At 74.1% G+C, this 15,492-nt stretch carries 15 protein-coding genes, 1 pseudogene and 1 riboswitch; of the genes and pseudogenes, 6 read left to right on the forward strand and 10 right to left on the reverse strand.

The genetic code is table 11. The annotated features are described in order from the left end of the window. Nucleotides 1–65 precede the first annotated feature (65 nt). Nucleotides 66–252: riboswitch (cobalamin riboswitch) on the reverse strand. A gap of 120 nt (nucleotides 253–372) precedes the next feature. Further along, nucleotides 373–780 (forward strand): CoA-binding protein, encoded by a 408-nt coding sequence (locus FGF04_RS03415; RefSeq protein ID WP_149509697.1) that lies wholly within the window; start codon nucleotides 373–375, stop codon nucleotides 778–780. Nucleotides 781–808: 28 nt separating this feature from the next. Here FGF04_RS03415 and FGF04_RS03420 read toward each other — a convergent pair whose 3' ends face one another. The 3 genes from FGF04_RS03420 to FGF04_RS03430 all read right to left on the reverse strand — a co-directional run bounded on the left by FGF04_RS03420 (nucleotide 809) and on the right by FGF04_RS03430 (nucleotide 3,116). Then, the gene (locus FGF04_RS03420; RefSeq protein WP_149509698.1) at nucleotides 809–1,606 is read right to left on the reverse strand and encodes a VOC family protein; all 798 of its coding nucleotides are present in this window, start codon (nucleotides 1,604–1,606) and stop codon (nucleotides 809–811) included. 335 nt (nucleotides 1,607–1,941) lie between these two features. Further along, the gene (locus FGF04_RS03425) at nucleotides 1,942–2,499 is read right to left on the reverse strand and encodes a YbaK/EbsC family protein (protein ID WP_149509699.1); all 558 of its coding nucleotides are present in this window, start codon (nucleotides 2,497–2,499) and stop codon (nucleotides 1,942–1,944) included. Between the two features lie 44 nt (nucleotides 2,500–2,543). Further along, nucleotides 2,544–3,116, reverse strand: coding sequence for a helix-turn-helix domain-containing protein (locus FGF04_RS03430; protein WP_149509700.1), 573 nt, complete (start codon nucleotides 3,114–3,116; stop codon nucleotides 2,544–2,546). A gap of 92 nt (nucleotides 3,117–3,208) precedes the next feature. Between FGF04_RS03430 and FGF04_RS40845 the strand changes: the two are divergent. Beyond that, nucleotides 3,209–3,538, forward strand: a pseudogene (locus tag FGF04_RS40845) (EamA family transporter); the annotation flags it as partial. Here the strand turns inward: FGF04_RS40845 and FGF04_RS40850 are convergent. From FGF04_RS40850 to FGF04_RS03455, 4 genes are all read right to left on the reverse strand, one after another. Further along, complete coding sequence (locus FGF04_RS40850; protein ID WP_235882166.1) at nucleotides 3,479–4,522, reverse strand: Gfo/Idh/MocA family protein; 1,044 nt, start codon at nucleotides 4,520–4,522, stop codon at nucleotides 3,479–3,481. The pseudogene FGF04_RS40845 and the gene FGF04_RS40850 sit on opposite strands and share 60 nt — an antisense overlap. After that, a complete protein-coding gene (locus FGF04_RS03445; RefSeq protein ID WP_149509701.1) occupies nucleotides 4,519–5,523 on the reverse strand; it encodes a Gfo/Idh/MocA family protein in 1,005 nt (334 codons plus the stop codon). The genes FGF04_RS40850 and FGF04_RS03445 overlap by 4 nt, the downstream gene beginning before the upstream one ends. A 93-nt stretch (nucleotides 5,524–5,616) precedes the next feature. Next, nucleotides 5,617–6,393 (reverse strand): SDR family oxidoreductase, encoded by a 777-nt coding sequence (locus tag FGF04_RS03450; RefSeq protein WP_149509702.1) that lies wholly within the window; start codon nucleotides 6,391–6,393, stop codon nucleotides 5,617–5,619. Between the two features lie 12 nt (nucleotides 6,394–6,405). Continuing rightward, nucleotides 6,406–7,602: a phytanoyl-CoA dioxygenase family protein gene (locus tag FGF04_RS03455; RefSeq protein ID WP_149509715.1), complete on the reverse strand. Its 1,197-nt coding sequence runs from the start codon at nucleotides 7,600–7,602 to the stop codon at nucleotides 6,406–6,408. Between the two features lie 103 nt (nucleotides 7,603–7,705). On the opposite strand from FGF04_RS03455, the gene FGF04_RS03460 reads away from it, so the two are divergent. After that, the gene (locus FGF04_RS03460; RefSeq protein ID WP_149509703.1) at nucleotides 7,706–8,755 is read left to right on the forward strand and encodes a LacI family DNA-binding transcriptional regulator; all 1,050 of its coding nucleotides are present in this window, start codon (nucleotides 7,706–7,708) and stop codon (nucleotides 8,753–8,755) included. Between the two features lie 35 nt (nucleotides 8,756–8,790). On the opposite strand, the gene FGF04_RS03465 is transcribed toward FGF04_RS03460, so the two are convergent. After that, complete coding sequence (locus tag FGF04_RS03465) at nucleotides 8,791–9,228, reverse strand: DUF4442 domain-containing protein (RefSeq protein WP_149509716.1); 438 nt, start codon at nucleotides 9,226–9,228, stop codon at nucleotides 8,791–8,793. A 207-nt stretch (nucleotides 9,229–9,435) separates the two neighbouring features. On the opposite strand from FGF04_RS03465, the gene FGF04_RS03470 reads away from it, so the two are divergent. Together FGF04_RS03470 and FGF04_RS03475 are read left to right on the forward strand one after the other, a co-directional pair. Further along, on the forward strand, nucleotides 9,436–10,479 hold the full coding sequence (locus tag FGF04_RS03470) for a hypothetical protein (RefSeq protein ID WP_149509704.1): 1,044 nt from the start codon (nucleotides 9,436–9,438) through the stop codon (nucleotides 10,477–10,479). A gap of 126 nt (nucleotides 10,480–10,605) precedes the next feature. Further along, a complete protein-coding gene (locus FGF04_RS03475) occupies nucleotides 10,606–11,898 on the forward strand; it encodes an MFS transporter (RefSeq protein ID WP_235882167.1) in 1,293 nt (430 codons plus the stop codon). 18 nt (nucleotides 11,899–11,916) lie between these two features. Here the strand turns inward: FGF04_RS03475 and FGF04_RS03480 are convergent, their stop codons facing one another. Together FGF04_RS03480 and tuf are read right to left on the reverse strand one after the other, a co-directional pair. Continuing rightward, complete coding sequence (locus FGF04_RS03480) at nucleotides 11,917–12,708, reverse strand: spermidine synthase (protein WP_149509717.1); 792 nt, start codon at nucleotides 12,706–12,708, stop codon at nucleotides 11,917–11,919. Between the two features lie 134 nt (nucleotides 12,709–12,842). Beyond that, nucleotides 12,843–14,012 carry an elongation factor Tu gene (gene tuf / locus FGF04_RS03485; RefSeq protein WP_149509706.1) on the reverse strand — a complete coding sequence of 390 codons (1,170 nt, stop codon included), beginning with the start codon at nucleotides 14,010–14,012 and terminating at the stop codon, nucleotides 12,843–12,845. 631 nt (nucleotides 14,013–14,643) lie between these two features. On the opposite strand from tuf, the gene FGF04_RS03490 reads away from it, so the two are divergent. Continuing rightward, entirely contained in the window at nucleotides 14,644–15,417 is a 774-nt protein-coding gene (locus FGF04_RS03490) for a TVP38/TMEM64 family protein (RefSeq protein WP_149509707.1), read from the forward strand. The last annotated feature ends 75 nt before the right edge of the window (nucleotides 15,418–15,492 follow it).

A 15,492-nucleotide genomic window follows, 5' to 3' on the forward strand; every position in this document is an offset into this window, starting at 1 on the left:
AAGTTCCTCGGGCGTCGAGGGCTCGGACGCGGAGCCCGGTCGTACGGTGCTCCCCCGCCGTCCCGTGACCGCGGAGGCCGCCAGCAGGTCTTCGGACTCGGGTTCACCCGGACGGAGCGCCTTCCCGGACCGCGTCCGCGGTCCAGTGGCCGATGCCCCGCCCGTCACCCTCACCGCTGCGCGTCAGCTCCGGATTCGCACCGGATTCCCTGACCCACGTACATGGGTTCGACTGGCCTGCGCAAGCTATCACGGCGGTTTCCGGGCCGGTGCGGCGGGAATCAGCGCGCGGCGCCCGCTGTTGTCGCCCGCAGCGTCGTCCGCCGGGCGATGCGAGTCCGCGCAAGCCCGCGCCCCTCCAGGAGGCCCCTCGTGTACGGCGATCCGGCAACGATCCGCAAGATCCTCACCGAGAGCGGCGACACCTGGGCGGTCGTCGGCCTCTCCTCGAACGAGGGGCGCGCCGCGTACGGCGTCGCGGCCGTGCTCCAGCGCTACGGCAAGCGGGTGGTCCCGGTCCACCCGAAGGCCGAGACGGTCCACGGGGAGCAGGGGTACGCCTCCCTGGCCGACATTCCCTTCCCGGTGGACGTGGTCGACGTGTTCGTCAACAGCGACCTGGCGGGCGCCGTCGCGGACGAGGCGGTCGCCGCCGGCGCCAAGGGGGTCTGGTTCCAGCTCGGCGTGGTCGACGAGGCGGCCTACGAGCGCACCCGCGAGGCCGGCCTCGACATGGTCATGGACCGCTGCCCGGCGATCGAGATCCCCCGCCTGGGCTGATCCGGGACGCTCGCGCGGCCGCCGCCTCTCAGGGCTGCGACGCGGACGTCACCGTGAACCGGGCCCCGTCGGGGTCGCGCAGCACCGCCTCCGTGGCGTCCGCCCCGTCCTCGACCGTGCCCCCGTGGGCCAGGGCGGCGCGGACGCAGGCTCCGACGTCGGCGACCGCGAAGTGGACCTGCCAGTGCGGCCGGATCGTCGGGTCGGGGGCGGCCTCAACGGCGCCGGAGTGGATACGGGCCACCACGACGCCCTCGCTGCGCAGGACCACCTCGTCCCCGTCGTAGTGGACCTCGCAGCAGCCGGGGCGCGCGGTCGCCCACTCCAGCACCCCGCCGTAGAACATGGCGGCGTCGAAGGCGTTGCGCGTGTGCAGCCGCAGGAAGGCGGGGGCGGCCCGCCGCCAGGTCTCCCAGCCGACGACCAGCCGGCCCTCCCAGATGCCGAAGACGGCCCCGTCGCGGTCCGCCAGCAGGGCCGCCCGGCCGGGCGGGAAGCCGATCGGGCCGACCGCGACCGTGCCGCCGCGCTCCTGGCCGCGGGCCACCGCCTCGTCGGCGCTCTCCACCGCGAAGTACGGGGTCCAGGCGACGGCCATCTGCCACGTGGAGGCCACGGCGGCGATGCCCGCGACGGGCACCCCGTGCGCGTAGGCGATCCGGAAGCCGTCCATCAGTGAGGCCGTCCGGAAGTCCCAGCCGAGCACCGCCCGGTAGAAGTCCTCGGCGGTCCGCCGGTCCCGTGCCGTCAGGCTGACCCAGCACGGGGCACCCGCCACCGCGTGGCTGGAGACGACGTCGTCGCGGACTCTTGCGTCGCTGTTCATGGCAGTACCGTTCCTGAATCGTGCCGAGGGCGTGGCCGGACGCCCGGCGGCGTCGAGAGCACGCACCGGGCCGTGATTCCGTCTCTCAGCATCCCCCGCTCCCGCCTCCCGCGCCCGGAGGCAGGCTGGGGCTCAGGCCCCGAGTACCCGGCGACCCGAACCCAAACAGGACGGTGGCCGCAGCCGCCCGGCCGTGCGCCGACCGGCCACGGAGCGGCCTGGCAGCCGGTTGCGGGACCTCGTCCGCGACCGACCCGGGCGGCTCCCCCGCGGTGCGGAGATCACCCGTCGGCCGGTCCCACGCGTGTTGACGGCCCCACCGGCCCCGCCCGCGGTCAGGCGGTCCCGAGTCCTTCGAGGACCACCGCGTTCGGCAGTTCGGCGAAGGCCTTCCCGGGCACGAGCAGCTTGCCGCGGCGTCGCCCGCTGCCCACCAGGACGTAGGGCAGGTCGACGACGGTGGAGTCGATCAGCACCGGCCAGTGCGCGGGCAGTCCGAGCGGGGTGATGCCGCCGTACTCCATGCCCGTCTCCCCGGTCGCCGTGTCCATCGGGGCGAACGACGCCTTGCGCGCGCCCAGTTGGCGCCGGACCACGCCGTTGACGTCGACGCGGGTGGCGGACGGCACCACGCACGCGGCCAGCGTGGTCTCCCCGCCCCGCTTGCCCGCGACGACCACGCAGTTCGCCGACCGGTCCAGCAGCTCGGGGCCGTAGTGCTCCAGGAAGGTGGCGGTGTCGGCCCACTCGGGCTCGGTGTCGACGTACACGATCTGCTCGGCGGGGACGCTGCCGCGCCAGGCGCGTACGGCGTCGGCGACGGGGCCGGTCAGCACGTCGAGGCGTTCGGGGGCGGGCGTGGCGTCGTCGAAGTGTCCGATGGGTGCGCGCATGGGCGCACGCTAACAGCCGCGCCGGCGGCCTCCCGCCGGGGGTTTCAGTGCACGCCGGGGACCGACACGGCCATGACCATCTCCACCGGTACGTCACCGGCGTTGGCGTACGTGTGGGGGGTGTTGGCCTCGAAGGACGCGCTCGCGCCGGCCGGTACGCGGTGCTCCACGCCGTCGACGGTGAGCGCCAGCTCGCCCTTGCGCACGTGCAGGAGCTCGACCGTGCCCGCGGGGTGCGGGTCCGAGGGGCTGCCCTCGCCCGGCATCAGCAGCCAGTCCCACATCTCCAGCGGGCCGGGCGCCTCGGCGCCCGCGAGGAGCCGGTTGTAGCTGCCGGCGTCGGTGTGCCAGAGCCGGACGGCCTGCTCCGCCGGGACGATCCGGACCTTCGGGCCCTGCTCGTAGTCGAGCAGCGTGGTGATGCTGATGCCGAGCGCGTCGCCGATCTTGACGACGGTGCCGAGGCTGGGGTTGGTCCGGGCCTGCTCGATCTGGATGAGCATGCCGCGGCTGACCGCGGCGCGGGCGGCGAGCGCGTCCAGGGTGAAGCCGCGCTCGGTGCGCCAGCGTTTGACGTTGCGCGCCAGTGACTGGGTCAGCAGGTCGAGGTCCGACACATTCCGTCCAATATCTTGAATGACAGAGTTCAATGAATTGAACTACGGTGGGGTGCACCGGATTGTCCACCGAACTGTACTGCGAGGGCCCGATGACAGCACTGTTCGCCCTGGCCACCAGCCTCCTGTGGGGCCTGGCCGACTTCGGCGGCGGGCTGCTGACGCGGCGCACCCCCGCGCTGACGGTGGTGGTCGTCTCGCAGACGGTCGCCGCCCTCGTGCTGGGCGCGGTCGTCCTGGTGACGGGGGCCTGGGGCGAGGCGGGCCCGCGGCTGTGGTGCGCGGTGGCGGCGGGACTGGTGGGGCCCGTCGCGATGCTGGCCTTCTACAAGGCGCTCGCGCTCGGGCCGATGGGGGTCGTCTCACCGCTCGGCTCGCTCGGGGTCGCCGTGCCGGTGGGGGTCGGGCTCGCCCTCGGGGAGCGCCCCGGTCCTGTGCAGTGCCTGGGCATCGCGGTCGCGGTCGTGGGCGTCCTGCTGGCGGGCGGGCCGCAGTTCAGGGGCGCGCCCGTGCAGCGGCGGGCCGTGCTGCTCACGCTGCTCGCGGCGTTCGGGTTCGGCACGGTGATGGCGTTCATCGCCGAGGCCTCGACCACGCTCGGCGGTCTGTTCCTGGCGCTGTTCGTCCAGCGCGTCACCAATGTCGTCGCGGGCGGCGCCGCGCTGTACGTGTCCGTCCGGCGCGGCGGGGCGGGCCGGCTGTGGGGCGAGGGGGAGGGCCGGCGCGACCTGGCCGTCGTCCGCGTCCAGCCACTCGTCCACCTCGGGAGCGCCCGCGCGGCCCCCGCCCCGGGCGCCCACCAGGGTGGGCTCCCCGCCCGCCCAGGGCGCGAGCATGCGCAGCGCGTGCACGCTGTAGCAGCCGAGGTCCATGAGCGCGCCGCCGGCCAGCGACAGCGACCAGCGCGGGTCCTGCGCGGGCGGGGCCTCGACGGCGACGAGCGCCTCGACGTGCCGCAGCTCGCCCAGTTCGCCGGACTCCAGCAGCTCGTGCAGGCGCCGGGTGACGGGGTGGAAGAGGTAGTGGAAGGCCTCCATGAAGACGGTGCCCGCCTTCTCCGCGGCGCCCTGGACCTCCAGGGCCTCCTCGGTGTTGCTGGCGGAGGGCTTCTCCGTCAGCACGTGCTTGCCCGCGGCGAGCGCGGCCAGGTTCCACGGCCCGTGCAGGCCGTTGGCCAGCGGGTTGTAGACGACCTCGACCCCCGGGTCGTTGACGACGTCGGCGTAGGAGTCCAGGACCCGTTCGACGTCGTGCTCGGCGGCGAAGGCCTCGGCCCGGGACCGGTCGCGGGCGGCCACCGCGACCAGGCGGTGGCCGGTCGCGCGGGCCGGGCCCACCAGGGACAGCTCGGCGATGCGGGCGGCGCCCAGCACTCCGATGCGCAGCGGCTCGGCGGGGATCGTCATGCGCCGCGTACCTCCTCGATCGTCACGGTGCGGTGCTCCCGCAGGGACAGCGTGCAGGCCTCGGCGATCCAGCCCGCCTCCAGCGCGTCGGCGACGGTGCACGGCGAGCTGAGCCGGCCGGCGACGACATCGGTGAACGCGCTCAGTTCGGCACGGTACGCCTCGGTGAAGCGGTCCATGAAGAAGTCGTGCGGGGTGCCCGCCGGGAAGGTGACGCCCGGCTCGACGGAGCGCAGCGGCAGCTTGTCCTCCAGGCCCACCGCGATGCTGTCCCGGAAGCCGTGCAGCTCCATGCGGACGTCGTAGCCGCGGGCGTTGTGGCGGGAGTTGGAGACCACGGCGAGGGTGGCGTCGTCCAGGGTGAGGACCGCCGCGGTGGTGTCGGCGTCGCCGGCCTCGGCGATGTAGGCCTCGCCGCGGTTGCTGCCGGTCGCGTACACCTCGGTCACCTCGCGCCCGGTGACCCAGCGGATGATGTCGAAGTCGTGCACGGAGCAGTCGCGGAAGATGCCTCCGGAGGCGGCGACGTAGGCGGCCGGGGGCGGCGCCGGGTCCAGGGTGGTGGAGCGCACGGTGTGCAGCAGGCCGAGTTCGCCGTTAAGGACGGCGGCGCGGGCGGCCACGAACCCGGCGTCGAAGCGGCGGTTGTAGCCGATCTGGATCTCGACGCCGCTGTCGGCCACGGCGTCCAGGACCTCGGCGCCCTCCTTCATGGTGCGGGCGACGGGCTTCTCGCAGAAGACCGGTACCCCTGCCCGCACCGCGGCGAGGATCAGGCCGGGGTGGGCGTCGGTCGCGGCGGCGATCACCACGCCGTCCACGCCGGCGGCCAGCAGGGCCTCGGGCGAGTCCGCGGCCTCGGCGCCGAAGCACTCGACGGCGGCGGTGACCGCGCCGGCGAAGGGGTCCGCCACGACGAGGGACTCGACGACGTCGAGCCGGGAGAGGGTCTCGGCGTGGAAGGCGCCGATCCGGCCGAGGCCGAGGATGCCGATGCGCATGGTTCTGGGACTCCTTGCTGACGTACTGCCGTGCCGTGCTGTGCCGGATGGGTCGGTCGGAGGCGGGTCGGTGGTCGGGTCGGGTCGGGTCGCTCAGTCGAGTCCGCCGAGGACGTTCTGGTCCCAGTCGATCACCGAGCCGGTGACGACGCCGCTGCGGTCGGAGAGCAGCAGCACGACGAAGTCGGCGATCTCGTCGGGCTGTCCGAGCCTGCCCATCGGCAGCTTCTCAGCGGCCCGTTCGCGCCAGTCGTCGCCCGCGTCGTGGAAGGCGCGCTGGGTGGCGTCCTCGCCCTCGGTCGCCGTCCAGCCGATGTTCAGGCCGTTGATCCGGATGCGGTCCCAGCGGTGGGCGTGCGCGGCGTTCCTCGTCAGCCCGGCGAGTCCGGCCTTGGCGGCGACGTACGGGGCGAGGAAGGGCTGCCCGCCGTGCGCGGAGCTGGTGACGACGTTGACGATCGTGCCGGGCGCCCCGCGGCCCACCATGTCGGCGACGGCGGCCTGCATGGCGAAGAACGGGCCCTTGAGGTTGACCGCGATGTGCGCGTCGAACAGCTCGGGGGTGGTGTCGAGCAGCGTGCCGCGCGAGGTGAGTCCGGCCGAGTTGACCAGGCAGTCGACGCGTCCGTACGCGGCGACCACCTCGGCCACGGCGCCGCGCGCCTGCCCGGCGTCGGCGAGGTCGGCCCGTACGTACCGAACCTCGGCGCCGGCCGCGGTCAGCTCGGCGGCCAGGGCCTCGCCGGGCTCCGGACGCCGGCCCGTGACGGCGACGGTCGCGCCCGCGCGGGCGGCGGCCCGGGCGACGGCCGCGCCGACGCCCTGGCTGCCGCCGTTGACGAGGACGACCTTGTCGGTGAGCAGGCCCATGTCCGGTTCCCCTCAGCTCTCGCGGCGTCCGGCGGCGGACCGCAGCGCGGCGCGCAGGTTGTCCGGGGAGCGCTCCTCGGCCAGGAAGCGGCGGACCAGGTCCGCCTGGGACGGCGGGGCCAGTCCGTCGACGGGCGGGTCGGAGTCCAGGTTGGTCGGGAAGGGGTACCCCTCCGCGCAGGCGGCGACGMCCGCGTCCAGCCACTCCTGTTCCGCGCCCTCGGCCCTGCGCCGCAGCAGCACCGGGTAGACGGCGTTCGACAGCGCCTCGCGGTCGACGCTCTCCATGGCGCGGCCGAAGGCGGAGGAGATCTGCAGCAGATTGGCCATGCGGCGGATGTCCGCGGACCTGTTGTGTCCGGCGGCGTGGAAGAGGGCGGGGTTGAAGAACACCGCGTCCCCGGCCTCCAGCGGCAGCTGGACGTGGTGCTCCTCGAAGTACGCGCGGAACTCCGGCCGCCGCCAGGCGAGGTAGCCGGGCTCGTACTTCTGCGAGTGCGGCAGGTACATGGTGGGGCCGGACTCGACGGGCATGTCGCAGTGGGCGACGGCGCCCTGGAGCGTGAGCACCGGGGAGAGGCGGTGGACGTGCGCGGGGTACGCGGCGGCGGCCTCGTCGCTCAGGAAGCCCAGGTGGTAGTCGCGGTGCACGGTCTGGGCGGCGCCGCCCGGGTTCACGACGTTGATCTGCGAGGTGACCTGGTAGCCGGGGCCGAGCCAGGCGTGCGCGACCAGGGCGAGGAGGTCGTTGGCGTAGTAGTCGGCGAACGCCTGCGGGTCCAGCAGGCCCGCCTTCTCCAGCGCGTTCCAGACCCGGTCGTTGGCGCCCGGCTTGGCGAAGTGGTCGCCCGCGGTGGCGCCGGAGGCCCGCTGCGCGGCGATGAGGGCGTCGAAGACCCCGGTCGCCCGGTCGAGGACCGCGCGGTCGGGGAAGGCGCCCTTGAACACCACGATGCCGGGGCCGTCGGTGAGCGCCCCGACCAGTTCCGCCTGGACGTCGCGGCGGCCCTCGGGCGTACCGGTCACGGCGCGCAGGGCCGCGCCGTCGTACAGCGGCACGTTCCGCTCGACGGCGGCGGCGTGCGGGTGGCCGGCCGGGTCGGTGTCGCGCTCGACCAGCTCGCGGAAGGCGTCCAGGTCGCAGTCGCCGGCGGACAGCCAGGCGCGCCGGCCCGCACCCGTGCGGGGTCCTGAAAGGGTGGGGGACATCGTCGTCCTCTCGAAGTCGTCCTCTGTCATTCTTGTGACGCCCGATCCCTCAATCAATCGTCAGCGAGCCGTCAAAAACCCCTCAAGGAGCAGGAGCCGGCGCATGGGCCATCCGTACGCGATCAGGGAGATAGCCCGCCAGGCAGGTCTGAGCGAGGCCACCGTGGACCGGGTCCTGAACGGGCGCGGAGGGGTGCGGGAGAGCACGGCGCGGTCGGTGCACCAGGCCGTCACGGACCTGGACCGGCAGCGGACCCAGGTCCGGCTCACCGGCCGCACCTTCATGACCGACGTCGTCATGCAGACGCCGGAGCGGTTCTCCACGGCGGTGCGCACCGCGCTGGAGGCCGAACTGCCGTCGCTGAGCCCGGCGGTGCTGCGCTGCCGCTTCCACTTCCGGGAGACGGGCGCGCCGGACGACCTGATCGCGACGCTGGACCGGATCGCCGGGCGCGGCTCCCAGGGCGTGATCCTGAAGGCCCCGGACGTGCCGGGGGTGACGGCGGCCGTGGGCCGGCTGGTGGCCGCGGGCATCCCGGTGGTGACGCTGGTGACCGACCTGCCCGCCAGCGGCCGGCTCGCCTACGTCGGCATAGACAACCGGGCGGCGGGCGCCACGGCCGCCTATCTGATGGGCCAGTGGCTGGGCGACGGCCCGGGGCACGTCCTGACCACCGTCAGCCGCGGCTTCTTCCGCGGCGAGGAGGAGCGCGAGATGGGTTTCCGGGCCACGATGCGCACGCTCCGTCCGGCCCGGCGCCTGGTCGAGGTCACCGACAGCGACGGCCTGGACGCCACCCAGTACGACCTGGTGCTCGACGCGCTGCGCCAGGACCCGCGGATCAGGGCCGTCTACTCGATGGGCGGGGGCAACAACGCCACGCTGGAGGCCTTCGACGCCGTCGGGCGGCAGTGCGCCGTCTTCGTCGCCCACGACCTGGACCACGACAACGCCCGTCTGCTGCGCGCCGGACGCATCTCCGCCGTGCTCCACCACGATCTGCGCCAGGACATGCGCACCGCCTGCCAGGCCATCGTGCGCGCCCATGACGCGCTGCCCGTGGACCCGGCCTCCCCGCTCCCCTCGGCGATCCAGGTCGTGACGCCGTACAACATGCCGCCGGAGGCCCCGCTCGCCACGGCCGGCGTCTAGGACCTCGGAGGGGACCGGCCCGGGTCCGCCGGTGTTCAGCCGTTGGGGCGCAGGGTCCAGACCACCGTCATCTCGCCGGTCACCGCGCCGTCCTCGCGCCGGATGGCGACGGCCACCGGGAACTCCGGGCGCTCGCCCGCGTCGAGTTCGGCGACCACGTCGGCCGCGGGGCGGCCCAGGGTGGCGGTGGCCGTGACGGGCCCCCTGGCCAGTTTCCTGAACGCGATCTCGGCGGTCACGGGCAGCGGCACGGCCCGGGCGAGCTGGTCGCCGAACGCGGCGAGCACCACCGCCCCGCTCGCCGACTCCCCCAGCGTGAACATCGCGCCGGCGTGCGGTCCGCCCACGTGGTTGTGGTACTCGCTCTGGTCGGGCAGCGCGAGCACGGCCTTCTCCGGAGTGGTCTCCAGGTACTCCAGCTTCAGGGTCCTGACCATCGGCACCGTGGCGGCGAGCATCTCGCCGATCGACATCTGATCTGCGCTCATGGCCGAACGTTACCCACGAGTAGCCATTTCTGAACAGGAGCCCCCCGCCTCGGCCCGGCTCCACGGGGAGCACTCCGGAACCGGTACGTCCGCATTGGGGGGTGTTGGGGGGCGTCTGCCCCCTGATCCGGTACGTGCCTGACGAGGGCCGGTGACCCAACCGTGTCCTGTGCGGCACTAGGGTTGGTCGCCATGTGGCCAGGAAACCAGCCGCCCGGGGGCGAGCAGAACCCGCAGGACCCGAACGGGAACCCGTACCAGCAGCCGGGGTACCAGCAGCCGAATCCGTACCAGCAGCCCGGGTACCAGCAGTCCGGGTACCCGACCGTGCCCCAGTCGCAGAGCCCGTACGCGCAGCCGGGTCAGCCCGGCTGGACCGCGCCCGGTGCGCCGCAGCCCCCGCAGGGCGGCGGCGGTGGCGGGAACCGCACGAAACTGATCGCGATCGTGGCCGCCGCGGCCGTGGTCGTCGCGGCCGGTGTGACGGGCGCCCTGGTCCTGGGCGGCGACAAGGACGACGAGGCCGACGGCGGCAAGGCCTCGCAGTCGCCGTCGTCGAGCGCGCCCGCGGACCCGAGCGCTTCCGCGTCCGCGTCCGCCGATGAGGACAACCCGCGCGGCACGGACACCGAGAAGCCGACGGTGGCGGGCTGGAAGGTCGTGATCAACCCCCGCTTCGGCACGATGTTCGACGTGCCGGCCGAGTGGGAGATCGAGAGCACCGACACGAGCGTCGGCTTCGAGTGGGAGGAGAAGGGCAAGACCGACCGCACGACGGTCACCGCCCCCGCCTACCTGAAGTCGAAGTGGTGCACCAGCGACAGCGACAAGGACGGGCGCGAGGAGGACACCGCGCTGGCCGTCGCCGGGACGCGCGGCGAGAACGGCGCCAAGGACGCGGCCGAGGCGGCCGAGACCCGCGTCCCCTGGTGGATCTTCGGCGGTTACACGCAGCCCGACAAGAAGAGCGTCAAGTGGGACAAGGCGACGCCCTACACCACCAAGTCGGGGCTCCGGGGCAGCGTCGCGAAGGCGCACTCCGACAACACCCCGCAGAACAAGAAGTGCGACAGCGAGGGCAAGGCCATCACCTTCGCCTTCAAGAACGGCGCGGGCGACTTCGTCACCTGGAACCTGTACGGCGCCCAGGGCGTCGACGACGAGATCCCCGAGGCGACGGTCCAGAAGATCCTCAGCACCGTGCGCCTCACCAAGGACGCACCGACGGAGAGCTGACGCCGCGGGCGGGGACTGCGCCGGCAAGGGCGCCGCGGGCCGGGACGGCGCGGGCGGGGACGTCACGGGCCGGAACGGCCGGTAACCCGTTTGGCAAGTCGGCCCACCGGCGGGGATAGTCGCCTGGTGAACCCCGCCGCCGACGCTCCCGCCCGACTGCGCCGCCCCTCGTGGGCGGGCCGCAACTACACCCTGCTGACCGCCGCCGCGGTCGTGACGAACCTGGGCAGCCAGGGTGCGTTGATCGCGGCGGCGTTCGCCGTCCTGGACCAGGGCGGTGACGGCGGCGACGTGGGCCTGGTGGCGGCGGCCCGCACCCTGCCCCTGGTGCTCTTCCTGCTGATCGGCGGCGCGGTCGCGGACCGGCTGCCCCGGCACCGCGTGATGGTCGCCGCCAACGCGCTCAACTGCGTCTCCCAGGCGGCCTTCGCCGCCCTCGTGCTGACCGGCGAGCCGCGGCTGTGGCAGATGATGCTGCTCACCGCGCTCGGCGGCACCGGCCAGGCGTTCTTCAACCCCGCCGCCGAGGGCATGCTCCTCTCCTCGGTCAGCGGACAGCAGGCGGGCCGCGCCTTCGCCGTGTTCCGCCTCGCGATGCACGGCGCGGGCCTCGGCGGCGCCGCGCTCGGCGGCGCCATGGTCGCGGTGGTCGGACCCGGCTGGGTGCTCGCCGTGGACGCGGCGGCCTTCGCGGTCGCCGGCGCGCTGCGCGCCTTCCTCCAGGTCGGGCACATACCGGACCGGACACCGGGCGGCGGCCTCCTCTCCGACCTGCGCGAGGGCTGGCAGGAGGTCGTCGGACGGCCCTGGCTGTGGGCGATCGTCGCGCAGTTCTCGGTCGTGGTCGCCGTCGTCGGCGCCGCCGAGGCGGTGTACGGCCCGCTGGTCGCCCGGGACAGCCTCGGCGGCGCCGGGCCGTGGGGCCTGGCCCTCGCCGCGTTCGGCGGCGGCACCGTCGGGGGCGCGGTGCTGATGATGCGCTGGAAGCCGCGCCGGCTGCTGTTCGCCGGGACGCTCTGCGTGTTCCCGCTCGCCCTGCCGTCCGCCGCGCTCGCCGTCCCGCTCCCGGTCGGCGCCCTGTGCGCGGTGATGTTCGTGACCGGCGTCGCCATCGAGGTGTTCGGCGTCTCCTGGATGACCGCGCTGCACCAGGAGATCCCGGAGGACAAGCTCTCCCGCGTCTCGGCGTACGACTGGTTCGGCTCGATCGCCATGGTGCCGCTCGCCACCGCCCTCGCGGGCCCCGCCGAGTCCGCCTTCGGCCGTACGCCGTCCCTGTGGGGCTGCGCGGTCCTGGTGGTCGTCATGACGGCGGCGGTGCTGTTCGTGCCCGACGTGCGCAATCTGACGCGGCGCACGAAGGAAGTGGCGCAGGGGGTGCCGGCGAGGGACGACGAGGCGGTCCCCTCCCAGAGCTGAGCGCTCCGCCCGCAGCGGTCAGCCGATGCCGAACGCCCCGCCCGGCGGCTCCGGCGACGGCACCGCGTCCTCGTCGCGCACGGGCCGCGCGTCCCCCGTGAAGACCCGCACCGTGTCCCCGTGCTCGACGCGCGCCGGAAAGGCGTCGGAGGCGGTGCGGCGCGTGAGGGCGGCGGTGTCGAGCGGCCGGTGCGAGGCGGCCAGCACCGCGTTCCCGAAGCGGCGCCCGCGCAGCACGCCCGGCTCGGCGATCAGCACGAGTTCCTCGAAGACGGTCGCGAAGGTGGCCAGTTGCGAGCGCAGGAAGGCGAAGGGCGAGGCGTCGGCGAGGTTCGCCAGGTAGACGCCGTCGTCCCGCAGGACGCGTGCGGCCTCGCGCGCGTACGCCACCGAGGTCAGGTGCGCCGGTACCCGGGAGCCGCCGAAGACGTCGGCGACCAGGACGTCGGCGGAGGCGGTGGGCGCCGACTCCAGCCAGGCGCGGGCGTCCGCGCCGTGCAGCGCGATGCCCGCGCCGGCGGGCAGGGGCAGGTGCTCGCCGACGAGTTCCAGGAGGGCGCTGTCGGCGTCGACCACGTCCTGCCGGGAGCCGGGCCGGGTCGCGGCCAGGTAGCGCGGCAGCGTGAGCGCCCCGCCGCCGAGGTGCAGCGCGTCGAGGGGGCGGCCCGGCGCCGCGACCGTGTCCAGGACGTGCCCGAGGCGCCGCGCGTACTCGAACTCCAGGTGCGTCGGCTCGTCCAGGTCGACGTAGGACTGCGGCGCCCCGTCGACGGTCAGCAGCCAGGCCCGCGCGCGGTCGACGTCCGGCATCAGCTTGGCGGTCCCGTGGTCCACGGTCCTGGTCACGGGTATCGGCTCGTCCMCGGCACCATTGTGCCCGCCTCCCGTGCGTACGGGAGGCGGGCGACAACGGCGGGACCGCGGGGCGACCGCGGCGGGGCGGTTCAGCCGACGGCGGTCACCGTGCCGGCGCCGACCGTGCGGCCGCCCTCACGGATCGCGAAGCCGAGGCCCGGCTCCAGCGGCAGCTCGCGCCCCAGCTCGACCGTCATGGTGACGGTGTCGCCGGGCCGCGCGAGCGCCCTCTCCCCCAGGTCGACGCCGCCGACCACGTCCGCGGTGCGGATGTGGAACTGCGGCCGGTAGCCGGTGGCCACCGGTGTCGTGCGCCCGCCCTCGCGCGCCGACAGGACGTGGACCCGCGCGGAGAAGCGCCGGCTCGGGACGACGCTGCCGGGCGCCGCGACGACGTGACCGCGGCGCACGGCGTCGCGCGGGACGCCGCGCAGCAGCAGCGCCACGCTGTCGCCGGCCTGCGCCTCGTCCATGGGCTTGCCGAACGTCTCCAGGCCGGTGACCACCGTGTCCACGGCGGCCCCCAGCACTTCGACGCGGTCGCCCACCCTGACCGTGCCGCGCTCGACCGCGCCCGTGACGACCGTGCCGCGGCCGGTGATGGTGAGCACGTTCTCCACCGGCAGCAGGAAGGGCGCGTCGACGTACCGCTCGGGCAGGGGCACGTACGTGTCCACGGCGTCCAGCAGCGCGCCGATCGCCTCGGTCCACCGCGGGTCGCCCTCCAGCGCCCGCAGCCCGGAGACCCGTACGACCGGTACGGAGTCGCCCCCGTAGCCGTGCGCGGTCAGCAGCTCGCGGACCTCCAGCTCCACGAGGTCGGTGAGCTCCTCGTCGGCGGCGTCGGCCTTGTTGAGGGCGACGACGACGTGGTCGACGCCCACCTGCCGGGCGAGCAGCACGTGTTCGGCGGTCTGCGGCATGATCCCGTCGAGCGCGGAGACCACCAGGATCGCCCCGTCGAGCTGGGCGGCGCCGGTGACCATGTTCTTCACGTAGTCGGCGTGGCCCGGCATGTCCACGTGCGCGTAGTGGCGGGTGTCGGTCTCGTACTCGACGTGCGCGATGTCGATGGTGATGCCGCGCGCGGCCTCCTCCGGCGCCCGGTCGATCCGGTCGAACGGGACGAAGGTGCCGCGGCCGCGCTCGGCGAGGACCTTGGTGATGGCGGCGGTCAGGGTGGTCTTGCCGTGGTCGACGTGACCCATCGTGCCGATGTTGAGGTGCGGTTTGGTGCGCACGTAAGCCGTCTTGGACATGGCGGTACCTCGAAGCCTCTTCGTTTCAGCGGAGCTGAGTGATGGCCCCGGCGTCGGATGGCCGGAACGGGGACCCCGAGGACCTGCCGACCCTCCCCCTGCGGGGTCCGCCGGACGATCCGGGAAGGGTCAGCTTCGGGCGCCTGCTGTGGCGGCCACGGTGTTCACGACGGCAGCCTTCGGGGCGTCCGCGACTGCGGGCGCTGCGAAAGGGAAGGCGTACCGGAACATGGGGCGATCATCGCCGACGGCCGCGGCCACGTCGAATGGTTTTCCGCACGGCGGGAGCGGGGGTCCAAACGAGAGACGCCTCACATGTGACGCAGGGGGCCGGCCGTGCACAGCGGTACGCGTGCGCCGGGAACCGCCGCCCGGCCGGTGCCGTCCGGGCCGGGCGTCCCCGGGGAACCGTACGGACGAGTTGATCCACCATCAGACGTGGTCAGACGCGGTGGAGGGGCGGCGGCGCGGCGGGTGCGCACACGGCGCGACCGTCCGTTGCGGACCCGCCGGCGCGGCGTGCGCGAGGGCCGGTGGCGGATCCGAACGGCCATGCGGCGTTCCGGAAGCTGTGACGCCCGTGAGACGTTCCATACGGCAATCACATACACGGGTCGGTTAGTGTCACCGGATGCTCGATGCCACCACCCGCTCTGGGGGCACCGCCACGGTCACTCCCCCACTCCCCGCGACAGAACTCGTCCCCGTCGAGTTCACCACCGTGTCCACGGGCCTGGCCGCCCGCTGCACGAGAGCCCTGCTGTCCCCCTGGTCCCGGCTCTCGCTGCTGGTCGTGCTGCTGCTGTCGGCCGCCGGGACGGTGCTGCTGTTCGAGCCGCAGAGACTCCTGGCCGACGGCTGGCCGCCCCAGCTGAACGGCGCGGCGGCGTCCCTCGTCTTCGCGGTCGCGTACGGCCTGTGCACGGTCGCGTTCGTGCCCCGGCCGCTCCTCAACCTCGCGGCGGGCGCCCTCTTCGGCTGGCAACTCGGGCTCGGGGCGGCGCTCGCCGGTACGGTCCTGGGGGCCGGGATCGCCTTCGGGCTCGGCCGGATGCTGGGCCAGGAGGCACTGCGTCCGCTGCTGCGCGGCCGCTTGCTGAAGGCCGCCGACGGGCAGCTCAGCCGGCACGGCTTCCGCTCGATGATGGCCGCGCGGCTCTTCCCCGGGGTGCCGTTCTGGGCCGCGAACTACTGCGCGTCGGTGTCCCGGATGGGCTGGTTCCCCTTCCTCCTCGCCACCGGTCTCGGCTCGATCCCCAACACCGCCGCGTACGCCGTCGCGGGGGCCCGCGCCTCCGCCCCGACCTCCCCTGCTTTCCTGATCGCGATGGGCTTCATCGCGCTCCCGGCCCTGATCGGCGCGGCGGTGGCCTGGCGCAAACGCCACCGGATCCGCTCGCACTGAGGCGGGGGCCCACCGGGCGGCATCTGTCGGGTGCCGGCCGGTGGGGGCTGAGCGCGCAGTTCCCCGCGCCCCTTA

It is taken from the genome of Streptomyces apricus (assembly GCF_008369065.1).
GTDB lineage: Bacteria > Actinomycetota > Actinomycetes > Streptomycetales > Streptomycetaceae > Streptomyces > Streptomyces apricus.